Here is a 15669-nt window from a genome sequence, read left to right on the forward strand (position 1 = left end):
GGGACGTGCCAGTGGGTAAGCTATTGATGGGGAACGATTGTCATATTTTCCATCGCTGTCCGATAGCTGACAATCGCTCCCGGCCGGCCGCGGCTTGTCGGGTGTCGCACAGCACTCGGCGGGAGGCACACGCAGGGAAGGGGCGGGGGCCGCCGTATCAGGACGGTTCGCTGCGATGGGACTTCATGATGACACGGTTCGGGCGGCTCGGTAGCCGAGGGATGATGAGCGGACTGCTGCTGACGCTGGCGGCAACGCAGGCCGTGGCCGCGCAGAATGACGCGGTGATCCGGCTGGCGACGGAGCCCGGCCATGAAATCGGGATCGCCTGCCGTTTCCTCGACCCCGACCAGCGCCCCGTCCCGCCGGAGGCCGAGACCTTGTGTGCAGCCGCCGCCGATCTCGTCGCGGGCAAGACTGCCGGTCATGGCAAGGCGGTGGTGCGTCTCGGCCTGCGGGCCGTGCCGCCTGACGACGGGGAACCGGAGGAAAATCCGCCCGCGGTCGATGGCCCGATCCTGCTGCTGGTCTTCGAAGGCCGCCAGGATTGGAGCGGCACCTCACATCCTCGCCTGCTTCTGCGAGCCCGTCCGATCCGCGACGGCAGGGCCGCCCCGTCGGTTGGCCTGCCGCCGGTCTCGGTCGAACTGGGCGGAGGGAACTGGCGGGCCGCCGCCGATCTCGCCTTGCAGCGGGTGGTCGGCTTTGCCCTGCGCGACGGTTGAGCCGGGGAGGTTGAGGCGAAATGGCTGACCGGCCCTCCGGCACGGTCAGCGGGCGAGCACTTGCGCCGCCTCCTTGGTCGAGGCGATGGCGGTTCCGACCTGTGCGAAGGCGGCGGAGATCGCGGTGATGTTCCGGTCGACCACGCCCACCGAGGTCGATGCGCCCTGCATGTTGGCGGAAATGCTGGCGGTGACGGTGGTCTGCTCCTCGACCGCGCCGGCGGACATGACGACGAATTCGCGCAGATTGTTCATCGCCGTGCGAATCGCCGCCAGGGAAGACACGACATCGCCGGAGACGGATCGCATTCCCTCGATTTCGCGGGAGATCTGGGCAGTCGCATTGGCCGACTGGTTGGCCAGATTTTTGACCTCGTTGGCGACCACGGCGAAGCCCCTGCCTGCCTCGCCCGCCCGCGCCGCCTCGATGGTCGCGTTCAGAGCCAGCATGTTGATCTGTCCGGCGATGGAGCGGATCAGTTCGACGATGCCGCCCATCGCCTTCGCCACTTCCGACAAACGGGTCGCGGCACGGTCGGCGTTGTCGGCCTCGCTCACGGCGGCATCCGCCGCCTGCTGCGACCGCGACATGCTGTCGGCGATCTCACGGGCTGCCGCTGCCAGTTCCTCCGCCCCGGCCGCGATGGTCTGCACCGTTCCCCTGGTCTCCGACGATGCGGCGGCGGCGGTGTCGGCCTGTCGGTGGGCGCCGCTCATCGCCTGTTCGATCTCGGTGAAGTTGGTGTCGATCAGGGTCTTCAGGCGGTCCAGCAAGGTGATCTGGTCGGTGATGTCGGTCGCGAACTTCACGACCTTGCACAGGCGGCCGGCACCATCGAAAACCGGGTTGTAGGATGCCTGGATCCAGACGACGCGACCGTTCTTGCCGATGCGGCGGTATTGGGCGGATTCGAACTGCCCCTTGTTCAGCCGGTGCCAGAAATCGCGATAGGCGGCCCCCTCGCGTTCCTGCGGATCGACGAACATGCTGTGATGGCGTCCGCGTATCTCGTCCAGACTGTAGCCGAGCACCTTGAGGAAGTTCTCGTTGGCGGTGATGACGGTGCCGTCCGGATTGAATTCGATCACAGCCTGCGAGCGCGAAAGCGCATCGACCTTGCCGCGCAAGTCGGCGTTGACGGCCTGTCTTTCCGTGACGTCGGTGGCGATCTTGACGATTTTGCAGGGACGGCCGGCGGCGTCGAGGACGGGATTGTATGTAGCCTCGATCCAGACCTCGCGGCCGCTTTTGCCGATGCGCCGGTACAGCGCCCGCTGGAATTCGCCGTGGTTCAGACGGTCCCAGAATTCCCGATAGGCCGGGCTGGCATGTTCGGACGGGTCGACGAACATCCTGTGATGCTGTCCGACGATTTCCGGCAATGAATAGCCCATCACCGTCAGAAAATTCGCATTGGCGGTCAGGATCGTCCCGTCCATCGCAAACTCGATCATTGCCAGGGAACGGTCCAGCGCTGCCAACACCGATTGGCTTTCGGCGTCCTTGCCGTAGATCGACTGAATGAAACCGAACATCTCCGCCCCCCTGCCTCGCGGCACGCCTGAACGCTTGCTAAAGATGCATTATCAGAGCGTAAGAAATGATGGTAGTCAATAAGTGCCAATCCCAAGGTTCCGGGCGTGGTGTTCAGGGCGCAGCAACGATGCGACGCATTTTGGGAAGGTGCACTCGCATTTTGCAATTCGTGTCTATACATTTTATCGACGGCATTATTTATAATCGTCTTGGCTCTTAGGAATTGGTTTGATTGATTCCAATAGAATATTTCTATGAAAGCCAAGCGACCAATTCTGGCCAAGTTTACCGCGATCATTTCCATGTAATTCCCGGCATCCGCTCAAACAAAAATACCCGGAGCGTGCCGTCGCCGGCGCTCTCCGGGTTGGGGAGGTTGCCGACGGGCCGGGGGGATGGAGACCCCGGCCCGTCGGGTAGGCTGGAACCGATGCCTGGGCTGCTGCCGGCGAACCGATCAGCGGATCAGGTCGAACGAGTAGTCGGTCTGGCCGACGATGTTGGTGTTGGCGTCGATGTCCTCGAAGATCCGGTCCAGGATCCGCACCAGCACGTTCAGCGCGCCCTGGTAGCCCCAGGTCGGGTAGCGGTGGTGGTGGTGGCGGTCGAAGATCGGATAGGTCAGGCGGATCAGCGGAACCTTGGTGTCGCGCTCCAGATACTTGCCGTAGCTGTTGCCGATGATGTAGTCCACCTTGTCGGTGAAGATCAGCGAGCGCAGGTGCCACAGGTCCTTGCCGCCGTAGGCCGCGCCCGAGGCGCCGAAGGGCGAGCCGTCCAGCACCTTCTGGACCTGCTTCTCCCACTTCTTGGAGCCGGAGGTGGACAGGATGTGCACCGGCTCCGCACCCAGCTCCAGCAGGAACCTGGTCATGCCCAGGCAGAAGTCCGGGTCGCCGTAGACGGCGAAGCGCTTGCCGTGCAGGTGGGTATGGCTGTCGGCGATGGCGTCGACCAGGCGGCCGCGCTCCAGCTTCAGGCTGGCCGGCACCGGCTTGCCCGACAGTTCCGCCAGCTTCAGCAGCAGCTCGTCGGTGGCGGTGACGCCCATCGGGTAGTTGAACTTGGCGACCTCCTGGCCCTTCTCCTTGCAGAACTGCAGGGTCTGGGTGGTGTTGTACTCCTGCATGGAGATGGTGGCCTTGGCGTGCAGGGCCTCCTTGGTCTCCTCGATGGTGGTGCCGCCGTCATACATGCGGTACTCGCCATCCATCGGCGTGTCGAAATTGTCGGACACGTCGGACAGGATCTGCAGCTTCAGGCCGAACTCGCCGGCGATGCGCTTCAGTTCGCGGTTGTTGCCGACCGCGAAGCCGTCGAAGCCCGGGATCAGGTTGATCTGCTCGGTCTTGGGCGTGTCGAAATTCTCCGACGTGCCCCAGAAGCTGCTCAGGATCCCCTTGATCATGTTGTCGTAGCCGACGATGTGGCTGCCGACGAAGGCCGGGGTGTGGGCGAACGGCACCGGGAAGTCGGCCGGGACGCTTTCCTTGTTCTTGGCGTTGGCGATGAAGCCCTGCAGGTCGTCGCCGATGACTTCGGCCATGCAGGTGGTCATCACCGCGATCATCTTCGGCTTGTAGAGCGCATAGGCGTTCGCCAGGCCGTCGATCATGTTGTTCAGGCCGCCGAACACCGCCGCGTCTTCGGTCATCGACGAGGAGACCGCGCTGTTCGGCTCCTTGAAGTGGCGGGTCAGATGGGTGCGGTAGTAGGCGACGCAGCCCTGGGAGCCATGGACGAAGGGCAGGGTGCCTTCGAAGCCCTGGGCGGCGAACATCGCGCCGATCGGCTGGCAGGCCTTGGTCGGGTTGATGACGACCGCTTCACGGGCGAAGTTCTTCGCCTTGTATTCCTCGGACTTGGTCCATTCCGAAACGCGGGCGACTTCCGCGTCCGAATGGCCGTACTCGAACTCGGTCTTCTTCTTCTCGAACATCGCCGCATATTCGGGCTGCCGGAAGAGGGTGTAGTGGTCGAGGACCTTGTCGGCGCTCTGCGAAAGCTTGTCGGTCATTCTCAAATTCTCCTGTTCCAGAGGCCGATGGTCAGAACGGGGCCTTCATCACGCCCCAGACGGGGTTGTTGATGGCCAGGTCCATGTCGCGGGCGAAGATCGCGAAGCCGTCATAGCCGTGGTACGGGCCGGAATAATCCCAGCTGTGCATCTGGCGGAACGGCAGGCCCATCTTCTGGAACACGTACTTTTCCTTGATGCCCGACGCGACGAGGTCGGGACGCATCGCCTCGACGAACTTCTCCAGTTCGAACGCGGTGACGTCGTCGTAGATCAGCGTGCCTTCCTTCACATAGTGCGGCGTGCGCTGATAGTCGTCGTTGTGGGCGAACTCGTAGCCGGTGCCGATGATCTCCATGCCCAGGTCGTGATAGGCATCGACGACGTGGCGGGGACGCAGGCCGCCGACGTAGATCATGACCTTCTTGCCGTCCAGCCGCGGCTTGTACTTGGCGATGACCGCATCGACCATCGGCTGGTAGCGGGCGATGACCTTCTCGGCGTTCTCCTTGATCTTGTCGTCGAAGAGAGCGGCGATCTTGCGCAGGGATTCGGCGATCTGGCTCGGGCCGAAGAAGTTATATTCCATCCAAGGAATATTGTACTTCTCTTCCATGTGGCGCGCGATGTAGTTCATCGAGCGGTAGCAGTGGATCAGGTTGACCTTGGCCTTCGGCGTGTTCTCCAGCTCCGCCAGCGTGCCGTCGCCCGACCACTGGGCGATCACCCGCAGGCCGATCTCCTCCAGCAGGATGCGCGAAGACCAGGCGTCGCCGCCGATGTTGTAGTCGCCGATGATGGTGACGTCATAGGGGGTGGAGACGAAGTCGGCCTTGGGTTCCGTCTTCTCGAACACCCAGTCGCGGATGGCGTCGTTGGCGATGTGGTGGCCCAGCGACTGGGACACGCCGCGGAAGCCTTCGCAGCGCACGGGGATGACCGGCTTGCCGATTTCCGCCGACTTGGCGCGGGCGACCGCCTCGATGTCGTCGCCGATCAGGCCGATCGGGCATTCCGACTGGATCGAGATGCCGTTCACCAGCGGGAACAGCTCGTTGATTTCCTCGATGACCTTGTGCAGCTTCTTGTCGCCGCCGAAGACGATGTCCTTCTCCTGGAAGTCGGAGGTGAAGTGCATCGTGCCCCAGCTGTCCACGCCGGTGTCGCCGATGTAGTAGTTGCGGCGGCCGGACCAGGAGTAATAGCCGCAGCCGACCGGGCCGTGGGAGATGTGGATCATGTCCTTGATCGGACCCCACACCACGCCCTTGGAACCGGCGTAGGCGCAGCCGCGGATCGTCATGACGCCGGGGATGGACTTGACGTTCGACTTGACGCCGCAATCCTTGGCCTCGGCCTCCAGCACGTTCAGGTGCTTGGCGCGGCGCTTGCGGGACTTTTCGGGATAGGCTTCGAGGACTTCGTTGACGAGGTTCTTGACGTCGACCGTGGTGTTCTCGGACAGGCTCATAGCCGGCCTCCTGCTTGAATATTCCGCGCCACTGCAGCGCGTGACCGAGCCCCTCCCTCCCACGCCGACGTCGCCCGGCCGGAACCGGTGGGCAGTCGTTGGGTCGACGTCGTGCGGGGCTGGGGAAAAGGGCCAGTGTTCAGGCGGTCCCCCCTGCGCCGATGGGGCAGGGGGGCCGGTAGGCAACCGTCGCTACGCCCGGGATCAGGCGCCGGCCTTCGCCGCTTCCTTGGCAGCCAGCTCGGCGAGCTGCTGCTCCTCGGTCTTCATGATGCCGAAGTCCATCAGCATCTCTTCCAGCTCTTCCATCGTGATGGGGGTCGGGATGCAGCCCTGGCCGGAGTTGTTGTGCACCTTGCTGGCGAGCTGGCGGTACTCTTCCGCCTGCTTGCTCTCCGGCGCGTACTCGATGACGGTCATGCGGCGCAGCTCGGCATGCTGCACGATGTTGTCGCGCGGCACGAAGTGGATCAGCTTGGAGCCCAGGCGCTTGGCCAGGGCCTCGGCCAGATCGATCTCCTTGTCGGTCTGACGCTCGTTGCAGATCAGGCCGCCCAGGCGCACGCCGCCGCTGTGGGCGTACTTCAGGATGCCCTTGGCGATGTTGTTGGCGGCGTACAGCGCCATCATCTCGCCCGACATAACGATGTAGATTTCCTGGGCCTTGTTCTCGCGGATCGGCATGGCGAAGCCGCCGCAGACCACGTCGCCCAGCACGTCGTAGGACACATAGTCCACGTCGTCGTAGGCGCCGTTCTCTTCCAGGAAGTTGATCGAGGTGATGACGCCGCGGCCGGCGCAGCCGACGCCCGGCTCCGGACCGCCGGACTCGACGCACTTGATGCCCTTGTAGCCGATCTTGACGACGTCTTCGAGCTCCAGGTCCTCCACCGAACCGGCCTCGGCGGCCAGGTGCAGCACGGTATCCTGAGCCTTTGCGTGCAGGATCAGGCGGGTCGAGTCGGCCTTCGGGTCGCAGCCGACGATCAGGATCTTCTGACCAAGCTCGACCAGAGCGGCCAGCGTGTTCTGAGAGGTGGTGGACTTACCGATACCGCCCTTGCCGTAAAAGGCGATCTGACGCAGAGGCGCTTTGGCCATGTGGGTCGCTCCTGTGCTTGGGTCGTGGGACTGTGCTTCGATCCGGTGCGGCCGGTTCGTGGCCGCTTCGGATTTCCTGGATTGCACGACCCGTGCCAGAGCGAAGAAAATCAGCAAGTATTTGATAATGAATGGATATTTCGTGCGGCGGCGCGTGCTGTCTCTTTGTCGGGGTCCCGACACACACGACAAAGCCCGACATTTTGTCGGGTCTTTTGTGGGGTGGTGATTTAGGGAGGGGGCAACCCCACTGCCGAAGCCTACCGCCCTTCGCCCAACGCCTCCGCCGCGACGACGATGCGCAGCGCCAGTTCCTCCACCGCCTCGTCGCGGTCCATGTCGTAGAGAAGCTGCGCCAGCAGACGGCCACGCGCCATCAGGCGGCGGGCCAGGGCCGGATCGGCGGGCTTGCCCAGCAGCGCCTCGACCAGACGTTCGCCGGTCAGGCGGGCCAGCGCGTCGCAGCGGTCGACCAGCCGCTGCTTCAGCGTGTCCACGGCAGCGGGGCGGCCGGCATGGCTGAGGTCGGCGCAGAAATGGTGAAGGCTGCGCAGTTGCCGCAGCAGGGCCGCGAACAACAGGTCGTCCAACTCGCCGCCGGCCGCCGCCTTGCCGACCAGATCGAACAAAGTGTCGGAAAGCCGCCATGCCGCCGACAGCCAGTCGTTCATCGCCTTGCGGTCGGCCGGCTCGACGAAGGGGCCGGACTCCTCCTTCGTCTCCTCCTGGTCGTCCAGGTTGCGCAGCGCGATGACGATCAGCCCGTCGGCCTGGGCCAGCGTGGCGAGGCTGGCGTGCAGCGTCTTCAGCCCGCGGTCGGAAACGAACCCCTCGATCGCCTCGGTGGCGCGGCGCAGCGAGTAGCGGGCGAGCCGCCGCGACTGATAGACAACGTCCTGCAAGGCGCTGCCGCCGCCCAGCGCCTCCAGCGCCATCCGCCGCACTTCGAAGCGCAGCAGGGCGCGGGCCAGCCGGTCGATGCCGCCGACGTCGATGGGGCGGCCGTCCTTGGTCAGGCTGTCGGCGGTGGCGCGGGCATCGGCCTCGATGGCGGCGATCACCGCCTGGAGATGACCCTTGCCGCCGCCGCGCATCCGGCTGACCAGCGTCCGCATCGCCTCGGCAAGGTCGACGGCGCCCGGCAGGCTTTCCTCATGGTCGGTGCGGCCGGTCACCAGCCTGTCGATCAGATGGTCGCGCACGCCCGGCAGCAGCACGTCGGTGATGATCTGCCCGATCGGCCGCAGCAGCGCTTCCATCAGGCGGCCGGGCGGCTGCCCGACCAGTCCCGGCAGCGGGTTGATCGGCTTGGGCACCAGCCGCGGCCGGTGCGGCTCCAGCAACTCCAGCACGGCATCGCCGCGCAGGGGCGTGATCGACCCGCGCAGCAACTGGGCAAGCCGCAGCGCGGTGCGCGCCTCGGCGATGCCGCGCGGCGGGCGGCTGTCTGGGCTGGCGGGCGTTGGGGCCGCGGCGTCGGCGGGCGGCGGGGGCCGGACAAGCGTTTGCGCGGGCACGGGCTGGGTGCGCCGGCGCCGGCTGTCGTCATACTTGGTCGGCCAGAAGGCCATGCGGGTGCCGCCGGATCGTAAGCGTCGCTGTACTGAGTATGGGGACGGAAAGTTCGGCTTCAAATGGACAATATTGCGACATGCGGCGACACGCCCCCGCCGGTTGCAGCGGTGAAGGCTTGGCACGCGCCGGCTTATACAATATCCATATAAGAATTAATGACATTTGGACGGAGCGGCCGGGCGTGACGGATGGGGACGTGATGCGCGATTCAAGCGGCCGGGCGGCGGATTCCGACTCGCCGCCCGATTCTCCGCTGGCTCTGCGCGCCCACCGCACCAACCTCGTCAATGTCCCGGCCGCCGTGCTGTGCAGCGAAGCCTACAATGACGAGCCGCGGCGCCTGCGCATCGGCGCCACCCGCAGCGAGCACGCCGCCCTGTTCGAGGCGCTGGACGAAAGCCCCGACGCGCTGACGGCATCCGACATCTTCCAGCGCCATATGGCCGAGGTGTTCGGGGTGAACCCCGACTTTTCCGGGACGGAGGGACCGGACGGCAAGCGACGGTTCCGCGCCAGCTATCTGCGGCTGCTGAAGGGCTGGATGTTCGACAGCAACCGGGCGGAAGGGGCGGTGCTGAAGGGCTGGGTGGAGAGCCGCTTCGGCCTGTTGCCGACCTACCATGGCGAACCGATCCGCCGCTTCGCCTCCGACGCCTGGACGGCCTATGGCGAGCAGAAGCAGTCGACCCGCTTCCACAACAACAACATCCACTTGCAGCTCGACCTTCTGTACGAGTTCTGCCAGTGGACGATCCGCCGCGGCTGGCCCGATGCGCCGATGCCCAACTGGGCCTCGCACATCCGGCTGTACCGCGGCGTCAACGATTTCGAGGAACACCACATCGTCGCCCGGCCCGACAAGCGCACGGCGGTGCTGCGGCTGAACAACCTGTGTTCCTTTTCCATCAACCGCGACATCGCCGGCCAGTTCGGCGACTACATCCTCGATGCCTGGGTGCCGCTGCCCAAGGTGATCTTCTTCCGCGACATCTTGCCGCGTTACCCTTTCCAGGGTGAAGGAGAATATCTGGTGATCGGCGGGGACTATCGGGTGGGTGTGTCGCTTCTCTGACAACCTTACGCCCGGCGTCGGCCTGCGTGCCGTCGGAGGGGCGCACCAGGAAGGGGCGGGCACTGTGCCCGATGGCATGACCGATCCGACGACTTTGACGCCCGAAATCCGATCCCCCGAGATCCGATCCCCCGAGATCCGATCCAGGGCGCTCGGCGCCTATCTCGGCCTCGCCTGCGGCGATGCGCTGGGGGCGACGGTGGAGTTCCTGACCAAGGGGGAGATCGCCCACCAATATGGCGTCCACAAGCACATCAAGGGGGGCGGCTGGCTGAAGCTGGCGGCCGGGCAGGTGACCGACGACACCGAGATGTCGCTGCATCTCGGCCGCGCCATCCTGTCGGGTCCGGAATGGGAGGCCCGCCGCGCCGCCGAGGAGTTCGCGGTCTGGCTGAAATCGGTGCCGGTCGATGTCGGCGACACGACCCGGCGCGGCATCCGCCGCTTCATCATGCACGGCACGCTGGAGGAACCGGAGTCGGAATACCACGCCGGCAACGGCGCGGCGATGCGCAACCTGCCGGTGGCGCTGGCGACGCTGGGCGACGATGCGGCGTTCGAACGCTGGTCGGTGGAGCAGTCGCACATTACCCACTGCAACCAGCTGTCCGATTCCGCGGTGATCGCGCTGGGCCGGATGGTGCGGCGGCTGGTTCTGGGCGGTGGCATCGTCGCGGTGCGGGAAGAGGCGAACGCCCTGATCGCCAAACATCGCCAGTTCAAGTTCGAACCCTATCGCGGCCTGTCCACCGCCTTCATCGTCGATACGGTGCAGACCGTCTTCCACTATTACTTCCAGACCGATTCGGTCGAATCCTGCGTGGTGGAGACGGTGAACCAGGGGGGAGACGCCGACACCACCGGCGCCATCGCCGGCATGCTGGCCGGCGCCACCTATGGCGTGGAGTCGATCCCGTCGCGCTGGCTGCGCAAGCTGGACCGCAAGGTCTATGACGAGATTTGTCAGCAAACCGACGCGCTGCTCGCCCGCGCGCCGCTGTTCCGGGAGACATGACGATGGCCGACGTGATTTTCTTCGAGAAGCCCGGCTGCGGCGGCAACGCCCGGCAGAAGGCCCTGCTGGAGCAGGCCGGTCACCGCGTGATCGCCCGCGACCTGCTGAGCGAGCCTTGGACGGTGGCGACGCTCCGTCCCTTCTTCGGCAACCGGCCGGTGGCGGACTGGTTCAATCGGGCCGCCCCGGCGGTGAAGAACGGCGAGGTCGTGCCGGAGGCGATGGACGAGGCCGCCGCGCTCGCTGCGATGGTCGCACGGCCCTTGCTGATCCGCCGCCCGCTGATGCAGGTCGGCGACCGTCGCGACTGCGGGTTCGAGACCGACCGGGTGGACGCCTGGATCGGGCTGGGCGGTGCCGCGCCGGCGGAGGGGAAGATGGAGGGGTGCCTGCGGCCGGACATGCCGCCCTGTCCCAAACCATGAGGGCCCAAACCATGAGGGCCCAAACCATGAGGGCCAAAGCCCTGAAGCCCTATACCGTGAACGTCAGCGCGTGACCTTGCGCACCACCTGTCGTAGCTTGTCGCTCCCAAGGGCGACGACCAGCGGCAGACGAGGACACCATGTGCGAACTCCTGGGCATGAGCGCCAACGTGCCCACGGACATCTGTTTCAGCTTCGCCGGCCTGATGCGCCGCGGCGGGCAGACCGGTCCGCACCGCGACGGCTGGGGCATCGCCTTTTACGAAGGCAAGGGCTGCCGCACCTTCCACGACCCGGCCCCCAGCAGCGAATCGGAGATCGCCCGGCTGGTCAGCCAGTATTCGATCAAGTCCTGCACGGTGATCTCGCACATCCGCCGGGCCAACCGCGGCCGGGTGTCGCTGGAGAACACCCATCCCTTCACCCGTGAGCTGTGGGGCCGGGTGTGGACCTTCGCCCACAATGGCCAGCTGAAGGGCATCAAGGACCGCATCCTGACCTTCTACGAGCCGGTCGGCAGCACCGACAGCGAGCATGCCTTCTGCTGGCTGCTCGACCAGATCCGCATGCAGTATCCGGAGCCACCGAAGACCACCGGCGGTCTGATGAAGCTGATCCGCCATCTGGCCGCCGATCTGGGCACGCTGGGCGTGTTCAACATGCTGCTCAGCGACGGGCGGTATCTGTGGTGCCACTGCGCCACCAACCTCGCCTGGCTGACCCGCAAGGCCCCCTTCGGCGCCGCCACCTTGCTCGATGCCGACATGAGCGTCGATTTCTCCAAGGAGACGACGCCCAACGATATCGTCACCGTCATCGCCACCCGCCCGTTGACCAGGGACGAGGCGTGGACGGTGATGCAGCCGGGCCAGATGGCAGTCTTCCGCGGCGGGACCCTGGTGACGCGCTGACCCGATCCGGCCCATTGTCGTTTGGCCGCCGATTGTTGCCTTTCCAGAGACGATCTTTCGCGCACAGCCCGGCTTAATCGTCGGAAATCAAAAGAGCATCTTGGGTGTCAGAAACCGGCCGGACCCGACGGCCGCAACAACCAAGAGGCTCCTTCCGCCATGACCAAGATCCTGCATGTCGACTCCAGCCCGCTCGGCACCGCGTCCGTCACCCGCCAGCTGACCGCCTCCATCGTCGAGGCCCTCGTGAAAGCCGAACCGTCGGCCACCGTCGTCGCCCGCGACGTCGCCGCCAACCCGCCGGCCCACCTGGACGGCGAACTGCTGCAGGTCGTCAAGCTCGGCGTCGTCGAGGGTCTGAGCCCGCGTCAGAGCGAAGAGCTGGCCCTGACCAACGCTCTGCTCGACGAGTTCCTGGCGGCCGACGTCGTCGTGATCGGCGCGCCGATGTACAATTTCTCCATCCCGACCCAGCTGAAGGCCTGGATCGACCGCCTCGCCCAGGCCGGCCGCACCTTCCGCTACACCGAGAAGGGCCCCGAGGGTCTGGCCGGCGGCAAGCGCGTGATCATCGCCTCGGGCCGCGGCGGCGTCTATTCGACCAACCCGGCGCTGGCCGGCCTGGACCACCAGGAAGCCTATCTGCGCACGGTGCTGGGCTTCTTCGGCATCACCGACGTGACCTTCATCCGCGCCGAGGGCATCGGCATGGGGCCGGAAGCCAAGGACAAGGCGCTGGCCGGTGCGGCCAAGGAGATCGAAGGGCTGCTGGTGGCCGCCTGAGGCTGACGGGGCGGGTTCTGCACCCGCCCCCCTCGCAACTCTACTGGAACGCCACCTCCGCCAGGCTGCGCAGCTTGCGGGAGTGCAGTGTCTCCATCCCGTGCTCGCGCAGCAGTTCCATCGCCAGCACGCCGATCTTCAGATGCTGGTCGACCCGCTCGCGATAGAAGCGGTCGGCCATCCCCGGCAGCTTCAGCTGGCCATGCATCGGCTTGTCCGACACGCACAGCAACGTCCCGTACGGCACGCGGAAGCGGAAGCCGTTGGCGGCGATCGTCGCGCTTTCCATGTCCAGCGCGATGGCGCGGCTCTGGCTGAAGCGCATCAGCGGCTCGCGGTGGTCGCGCAGTTCCCAGTTCCGGTTGTCGATGGTCGCCACCGTGCCGGTGCGCATGATGCTCTTCAGGTCGAAACCCGACAGGCCGGTCACCCGCTCCACCGCCGTCTCCAGCGCGCGCTGAACCTCCGCCAGCGCCGGTACCGGCACCCACAGCGGCAGGTCGGCGTCCAGCACATGGTCCTCGCGGACATAGCCGTGGGCCAGCACATAGTCGCCCAGCCGCTGCGTATGCCGCAGCCCGGCGCAGTGGCCCAGCATCAGCCACGCATGCGGGCGCAGCACCGCGATGTGGTCGGTAATGGTCTTGGCGTTGGACGGACCGACGCCGATGTTCACCAGCGTGATGCCGTTGCCGTCCGGCCGCTTCAGGTGATAGGCCGGCATCTGCGGCATGCGCGCCAGCTTGGCTGAGACGGCATCTACGGTTCCACCAAGATTCTGGTTGGTGGTGACGATGTCGCCCGGCTCGACGAAGCTGTCATACTGGCTGCGGTAGGCCGCCAGATCGGCGTCCCCGGTCGGCTCCATGATCTCGCGCGACAGGCGGACGAACTCGTCGACATAGAACTGGTAGTTGGTGAACAGGACGAAGTTCTGGAAATGCTCCGGCGCCGTGGCCGTATAGTGGCGCAGCCGGTGCAGCGAGAAATCCACCCGCGGTGCCGTGAACAGCGCCAGCGGTTTCACCGCGTCCGCCCCGCTGTCGCAGGTGCCGTTGACGATGGTGTCGTCCATCCGCGCCAGATCGGGCAGATCGAACAAATCCGGCAGCTTGGTCAGCCGGTCCGGTGGCAGATCGCCTTCCACATACATGCCGTTGGGGAAGGCGAAATGGATCGGGATCGGCTCCTCGCTGACGCCGACCTCCAGCGGGACGCCGTGGTTGCGCAGCAGAAGCGTGAATTGTTCCAGCAGATAGCGTTCGAACAGGTCGGGCCGCGTCACCGTGGTGGAATGGACGCCGACCCCCTCGACGAAGCCGTAGGACAGCCGCGTATCGACCGCGGCCCCCGACACGGCGGTCAGCCGGACATAGGGATAGTAGGCCCGGTTCCGTCCGCCTTCCTCCTCGCCCTGGGTGTAGGCGGCGAAGCGATCCCGCAGATACGCGGTGTTGCGGTCGTAAATGTCGCGCACGCAGGCCAGTGCGGCTTTGGCATCGGTGAAGCGCCCGGCCGACCCGGGCTGGAGCGGGGCTTTGTCGTTCATGCCGTCAAAGATGGGGTACGAACGACCGGCTGGGAAGGCCGAATTTCGGCCAGCCTCCGGTGCTTACCCATTCGGCGATGACGATCCTGCCCCCGCCGCTCAGTCGGCGTTCAGCCCCATCAGCGACTTGGCGAAAGCGTCCGCATCGAACGGACGCAGGTCGTAGACGCCCTCGCCGACGCCGATGGCGTGGACCGGGATCTTGAACTTCTCCGCCAGCGAGACCAGCACGCCGCCACGGGCGGAGCCGTCCAGCTTGGTCAGGATCAGGCCGTTGACGTTGACCATGTCGCGGAAGATCTCGACCTGGCTGTGCGCGTTCTGGCCGGTGGTGGCGTCCAGGGTCAGCAGGGTGGTGTGCGGGGCTGTCTCGTCCAGCTTCTTGATGACGCGGACGATCTTGCGCAGCTCCTCCATCAGGCCGGTCTTGTTCTGCAACCGGCCGGCGGTGTCGATCAGCAGCACGTCGACCTTCTCGGCCCGTGCCCGCTCCAGCGCGTCATAGGCGAGGCCGGCGGCATCGGCCCCGGTGTCGCGGGCGATGACCGGGCAACCGGTGCGCTCGCCCCAGATCTTCAGCTGGCTGACCGCCGCGGCGCGGAAGGTGTCGCCGGCGGCCAGCATCACGCTCTTGCCCTCCGCCTTGAACTGGCGGGCGAGCTTGCCGATGGTGGTGGTCTTGCCGGTGCCGTTGACGCCGACCACCAGGATGACATGCGGCTTCAGCGCCGGGTCGAGCACCAGCGGCTTGGCGACCGGCGTGACGATCTTCGACACCTCGGCGGCCAGCGTCGCCTTAACCTCTTCCGGCGAGACCTCCTTGCCGAAGCGCGTGCGCGCCAGTTCCGCCGTGACCTTCGCCGCGGTGGCGGGGCCTAGGTCGGCGGTGATCAGCAGTTCTTCCAGCTCCTCCAGCGCCTCGTCGTCCAGCTTGCGCTTGGTGAAGATGCCGGTGATGCCGTCGGTCAGCTTGGACGAGGACTTGGACAGCCCTTCCTTCAGCTTGGCGAACCAGCCCTTCTTGGTCGGCGGCGCTTCTTCGGCAGCGGCAACCGGGGCCGGGGCGGGGGCCGCGATCGGAGCCGGCGGCAACTCGGGAACGGGTTCCGGCTCCGGCGCCGGAGGCGGAGCGACCGGGGCAGGGGCCGTCGGAGCGGGGACAGGCGGCGGTTCGGCCGGCGGAGTCACCACAGGCGGTGCGATCGGCGCCGGTGCGGCAGGCGGCTGCGCGGGCGGAGCCGGCGGCGCAGGTGGAATCTCCGGAGTTGGCGGGGCGGGCGCCATTTCCGGCACCGGCTCGACCTCCGGCATCGGCGGCGGCGGCGCGGCCGGCGGCTCGGGCGTCTTTTCCTCTTCCGGTTCCGGCGCAGGCGTGGCGGTGTCCAGATTCACCGATTCGTTCTTTGCCGCCTCTTCCTTGGGAGCGGTCTCTTCGGGCTTCTTGCGGCCGAACCAGCGGAAAATCATGGAGTGTCCACTATAAGAGAG

General features: G+C 66.0%; 13 protein-coding genes. 6 read left to right on the forward strand and 7 right to left on the reverse strand.

Translation table 11 applies throughout. From position 1 onward, the window contains the following. The first annotated feature begins 221 nt into the window (after positions 1 to 221). Positions 222 to 725 (forward strand): hypothetical protein, encoded by a 504-nt coding sequence (locus B9N97_RS16460; protein ID WP_085088498.1) that lies wholly within the window; start codon positions 222 to 224, stop codon positions 723 to 725. Between the two features lie 45 nt (positions 726 to 770). On the opposite strand, the gene B9N97_RS16465 is transcribed toward B9N97_RS16460, so the two are convergent. The 5 genes from B9N97_RS16465 to B9N97_RS16485 all read right to left on the reverse strand — a co-directional run bounded on the left by B9N97_RS16465 (position 771) and on the right by B9N97_RS16485 (position 8422). Further along, positions 771 to 2261: a methyl-accepting chemotaxis protein gene (locus B9N97_RS16465; protein ID WP_085088501.1), complete on the reverse strand. Its 1491-nt coding sequence runs from the start codon at positions 2259 to 2261 to the stop codon at positions 771 to 773. 458 nt (positions 2262 to 2719) lie between these two features. Next, positions 2720 to 4279, reverse strand: a complete 1560-nt coding sequence (nifK, locus tag B9N97_RS16470) for a nitrogenase molybdenum-iron protein subunit beta (protein WP_085088504.1) — start codon at positions 4277 to 4279, stop codon at positions 2720 to 2722. 31 nt (positions 4280 to 4310) lie between these two features. After that, positions 4311 to 5750 carry a nitrogenase molybdenum-iron protein alpha chain gene (gene nifD / locus B9N97_RS16475; protein WP_085088507.1) on the reverse strand — a complete coding sequence of 480 codons (1440 nt, stop codon included), beginning with the start codon at positions 5748 to 5750 and terminating at the stop codon, positions 4311 to 4313. A 204-nt stretch (positions 5751 to 5954) separates the two neighbouring features. After that, positions 5955 to 6851 carry a nitrogenase iron protein gene (gene nifH / locus B9N97_RS16480; protein WP_085088510.1) on the reverse strand — a complete coding sequence of 299 codons (897 nt, stop codon included), beginning with the start codon at positions 6849 to 6851 and terminating at the stop codon, positions 5955 to 5957. A gap of 260 nt (positions 6852 to 7111) precedes the next feature. Further along, a complete protein-coding gene (locus B9N97_RS16485) occupies positions 7112 to 8422 on the reverse strand; it encodes a hypothetical protein (protein WP_085088513.1) in 1311 nt (436 codons plus the stop codon). Positions 8423 to 8625: 203 nt separating this feature from the next. Between B9N97_RS16485 and B9N97_RS16490 the strand changes: the two genes are divergently transcribed. From B9N97_RS16490 to B9N97_RS16510, 5 genes are all read left to right on the forward strand, one after another. Continuing rightward, positions 8626 to 9498 carry an NAD(+)--dinitrogen-reductase ADP-D-ribosyltransferase gene (locus B9N97_RS16490; RefSeq protein ID WP_244560742.1) on the forward strand — a complete coding sequence of 291 codons (873 nt, stop codon included), beginning with the start codon at positions 8626 to 8628 and terminating at the stop codon, positions 9496 to 9498. 121 nt (positions 9499 to 9619) lie between these two features. Beyond that, positions 9620 to 10513 (forward strand): ADP-ribosyl-[dinitrogen reductase] hydrolase, encoded by an 894-nt coding sequence (draG, locus tag B9N97_RS16495; protein ID WP_167393362.1) that lies wholly within the window; start codon positions 9620 to 9622, stop codon positions 10511 to 10513. A 2-nt stretch (positions 10514 to 10515) separates the two neighbouring features. Next, entirely contained in the window at positions 10516 to 10938 is a 423-nt protein-coding gene (locus tag B9N97_RS16500) for an ArsC/Spx/MgsR family protein (RefSeq protein ID WP_085088522.1), read from the forward strand. Positions 10939 to 11078: 140 nt separating this feature from the next. Beyond that, entirely contained in the window at positions 11079 to 11849 is a 771-nt protein-coding gene (locus tag B9N97_RS16505) for a class II glutamine amidotransferase (RefSeq protein ID WP_085088525.1), read from the forward strand. A 159-nt stretch (positions 11850 to 12008) separates the two neighbouring features. After that, positions 12009 to 12632, forward strand: a complete 624-nt coding sequence (locus B9N97_RS16510; protein ID WP_085088528.1) for an FMN-dependent NADH-azoreductase — start codon at positions 12009 to 12011, stop codon at positions 12630 to 12632. A gap of 40 nt (positions 12633 to 12672) precedes the next feature. Here B9N97_RS16510 and B9N97_RS16515 read toward each other — a convergent pair whose 3' ends face one another. Together B9N97_RS16515 and ftsY are read right to left on the reverse strand one after the other, a co-directional pair. Then, entirely contained in the window at positions 12673 to 14181 is a 1509-nt protein-coding gene (locus B9N97_RS16515) for an AMP nucleosidase (protein WP_085088530.1), read from the reverse strand. A gap of 99 nt (positions 14182 to 14280) precedes the next feature. Continuing rightward, positions 14281 to 15648 (reverse strand): signal recognition particle-docking protein FtsY, encoded by a 1368-nt coding sequence (gene ftsY / locus B9N97_RS16520; protein WP_085088533.1) that lies wholly within the window; start codon positions 15646 to 15648, stop codon positions 14281 to 14283. Positions 15649 to 15669 lie beyond the last annotated feature (21 nt).

The sequence above is a fragment of the Azospirillum oryzae genome, assembly GCF_900177515.1.
Classification (GTDB): Bacteria; Pseudomonadota; Alphaproteobacteria; order Azospirillales; family Azospirillaceae; genus Azospirillum; species Azospirillum oryzae_A.

Coding starts and splice junctions, on each gene's coding strand:
- B9N97_RS16465 (WP_085088501.1), bottom strand. CDS start 2,261: ATGTTCGGTTTCATTCAGTCGATCTACGGCAAGGACGCCGAAAGCCAA.
- B9N97_RS16510 (WP_085088528.1), top strand. CDS start 12,009: ATGACCAAGATCCTGCATGTCGACTCCAGCCCGCTCGGCACCGCGTCC.
- B9N97_RS16515 (WP_085088530.1), bottom strand. CDS start 14,181: ATGAACGACAAAGCCCCGCTCCAGCCCGGGTCGGCCGGGCGCTTCACC.
- B9N97_RS16505 (WP_085088525.1), top strand. CDS start 11,079: ATGTGCGAACTCCTGGGCATGAGCGCCAACGTGCCCACGGACATCTGT.
- nifK (WP_085088504.1), bottom strand. CDS start 4,279: ATGACCGACAAGCTTTCGCAGAGCGCCGACAAGGTCCTCGACCACTAC.
- ftsY (WP_085088533.1), bottom strand. CDS start 15,648: ATGATTTTCCGCTGGTTCGGCCGCAAGAAGCCCGAAGAGACCGCTCCC.
- B9N97_RS16500 (WP_085088522.1), top strand. CDS start 10,516: ATGGCCGACGTGATTTTCTTCGAGAAGCCCGGCTGCGGCGGCAACGCC.
- nifD (WP_085088507.1), bottom strand. CDS start 5,750: ATGAGCCTGTCCGAGAACACCACGGTCGACGTCAAGAACCTCGTCAAC.
- B9N97_RS16485 (WP_085088513.1), bottom strand. CDS start 8,422: ATGGCCTTCTGGCCGACCAAGTATGACGACAGCCGGCGCCGGCGCACC.
- nifH (WP_085088510.1), bottom strand. CDS start 6,851: ATGGCCAAAGCGCCTCTGCGTCAGATCGCCTTTTACGGCAAGGGCGGT.
- B9N97_RS16460 (WP_085088498.1), top strand. CDS start 222: ATGATGAGCGGACTGCTGCTGACGCTGGCGGCAACGCAGGCCGTGGCC.
- B9N97_RS16490 (WP_244560742.1), top strand. CDS start 8,626: ATGCGCGATTCAAGCGGCCGGGCGGCGGATTCCGACTCGCCGCCCGAT.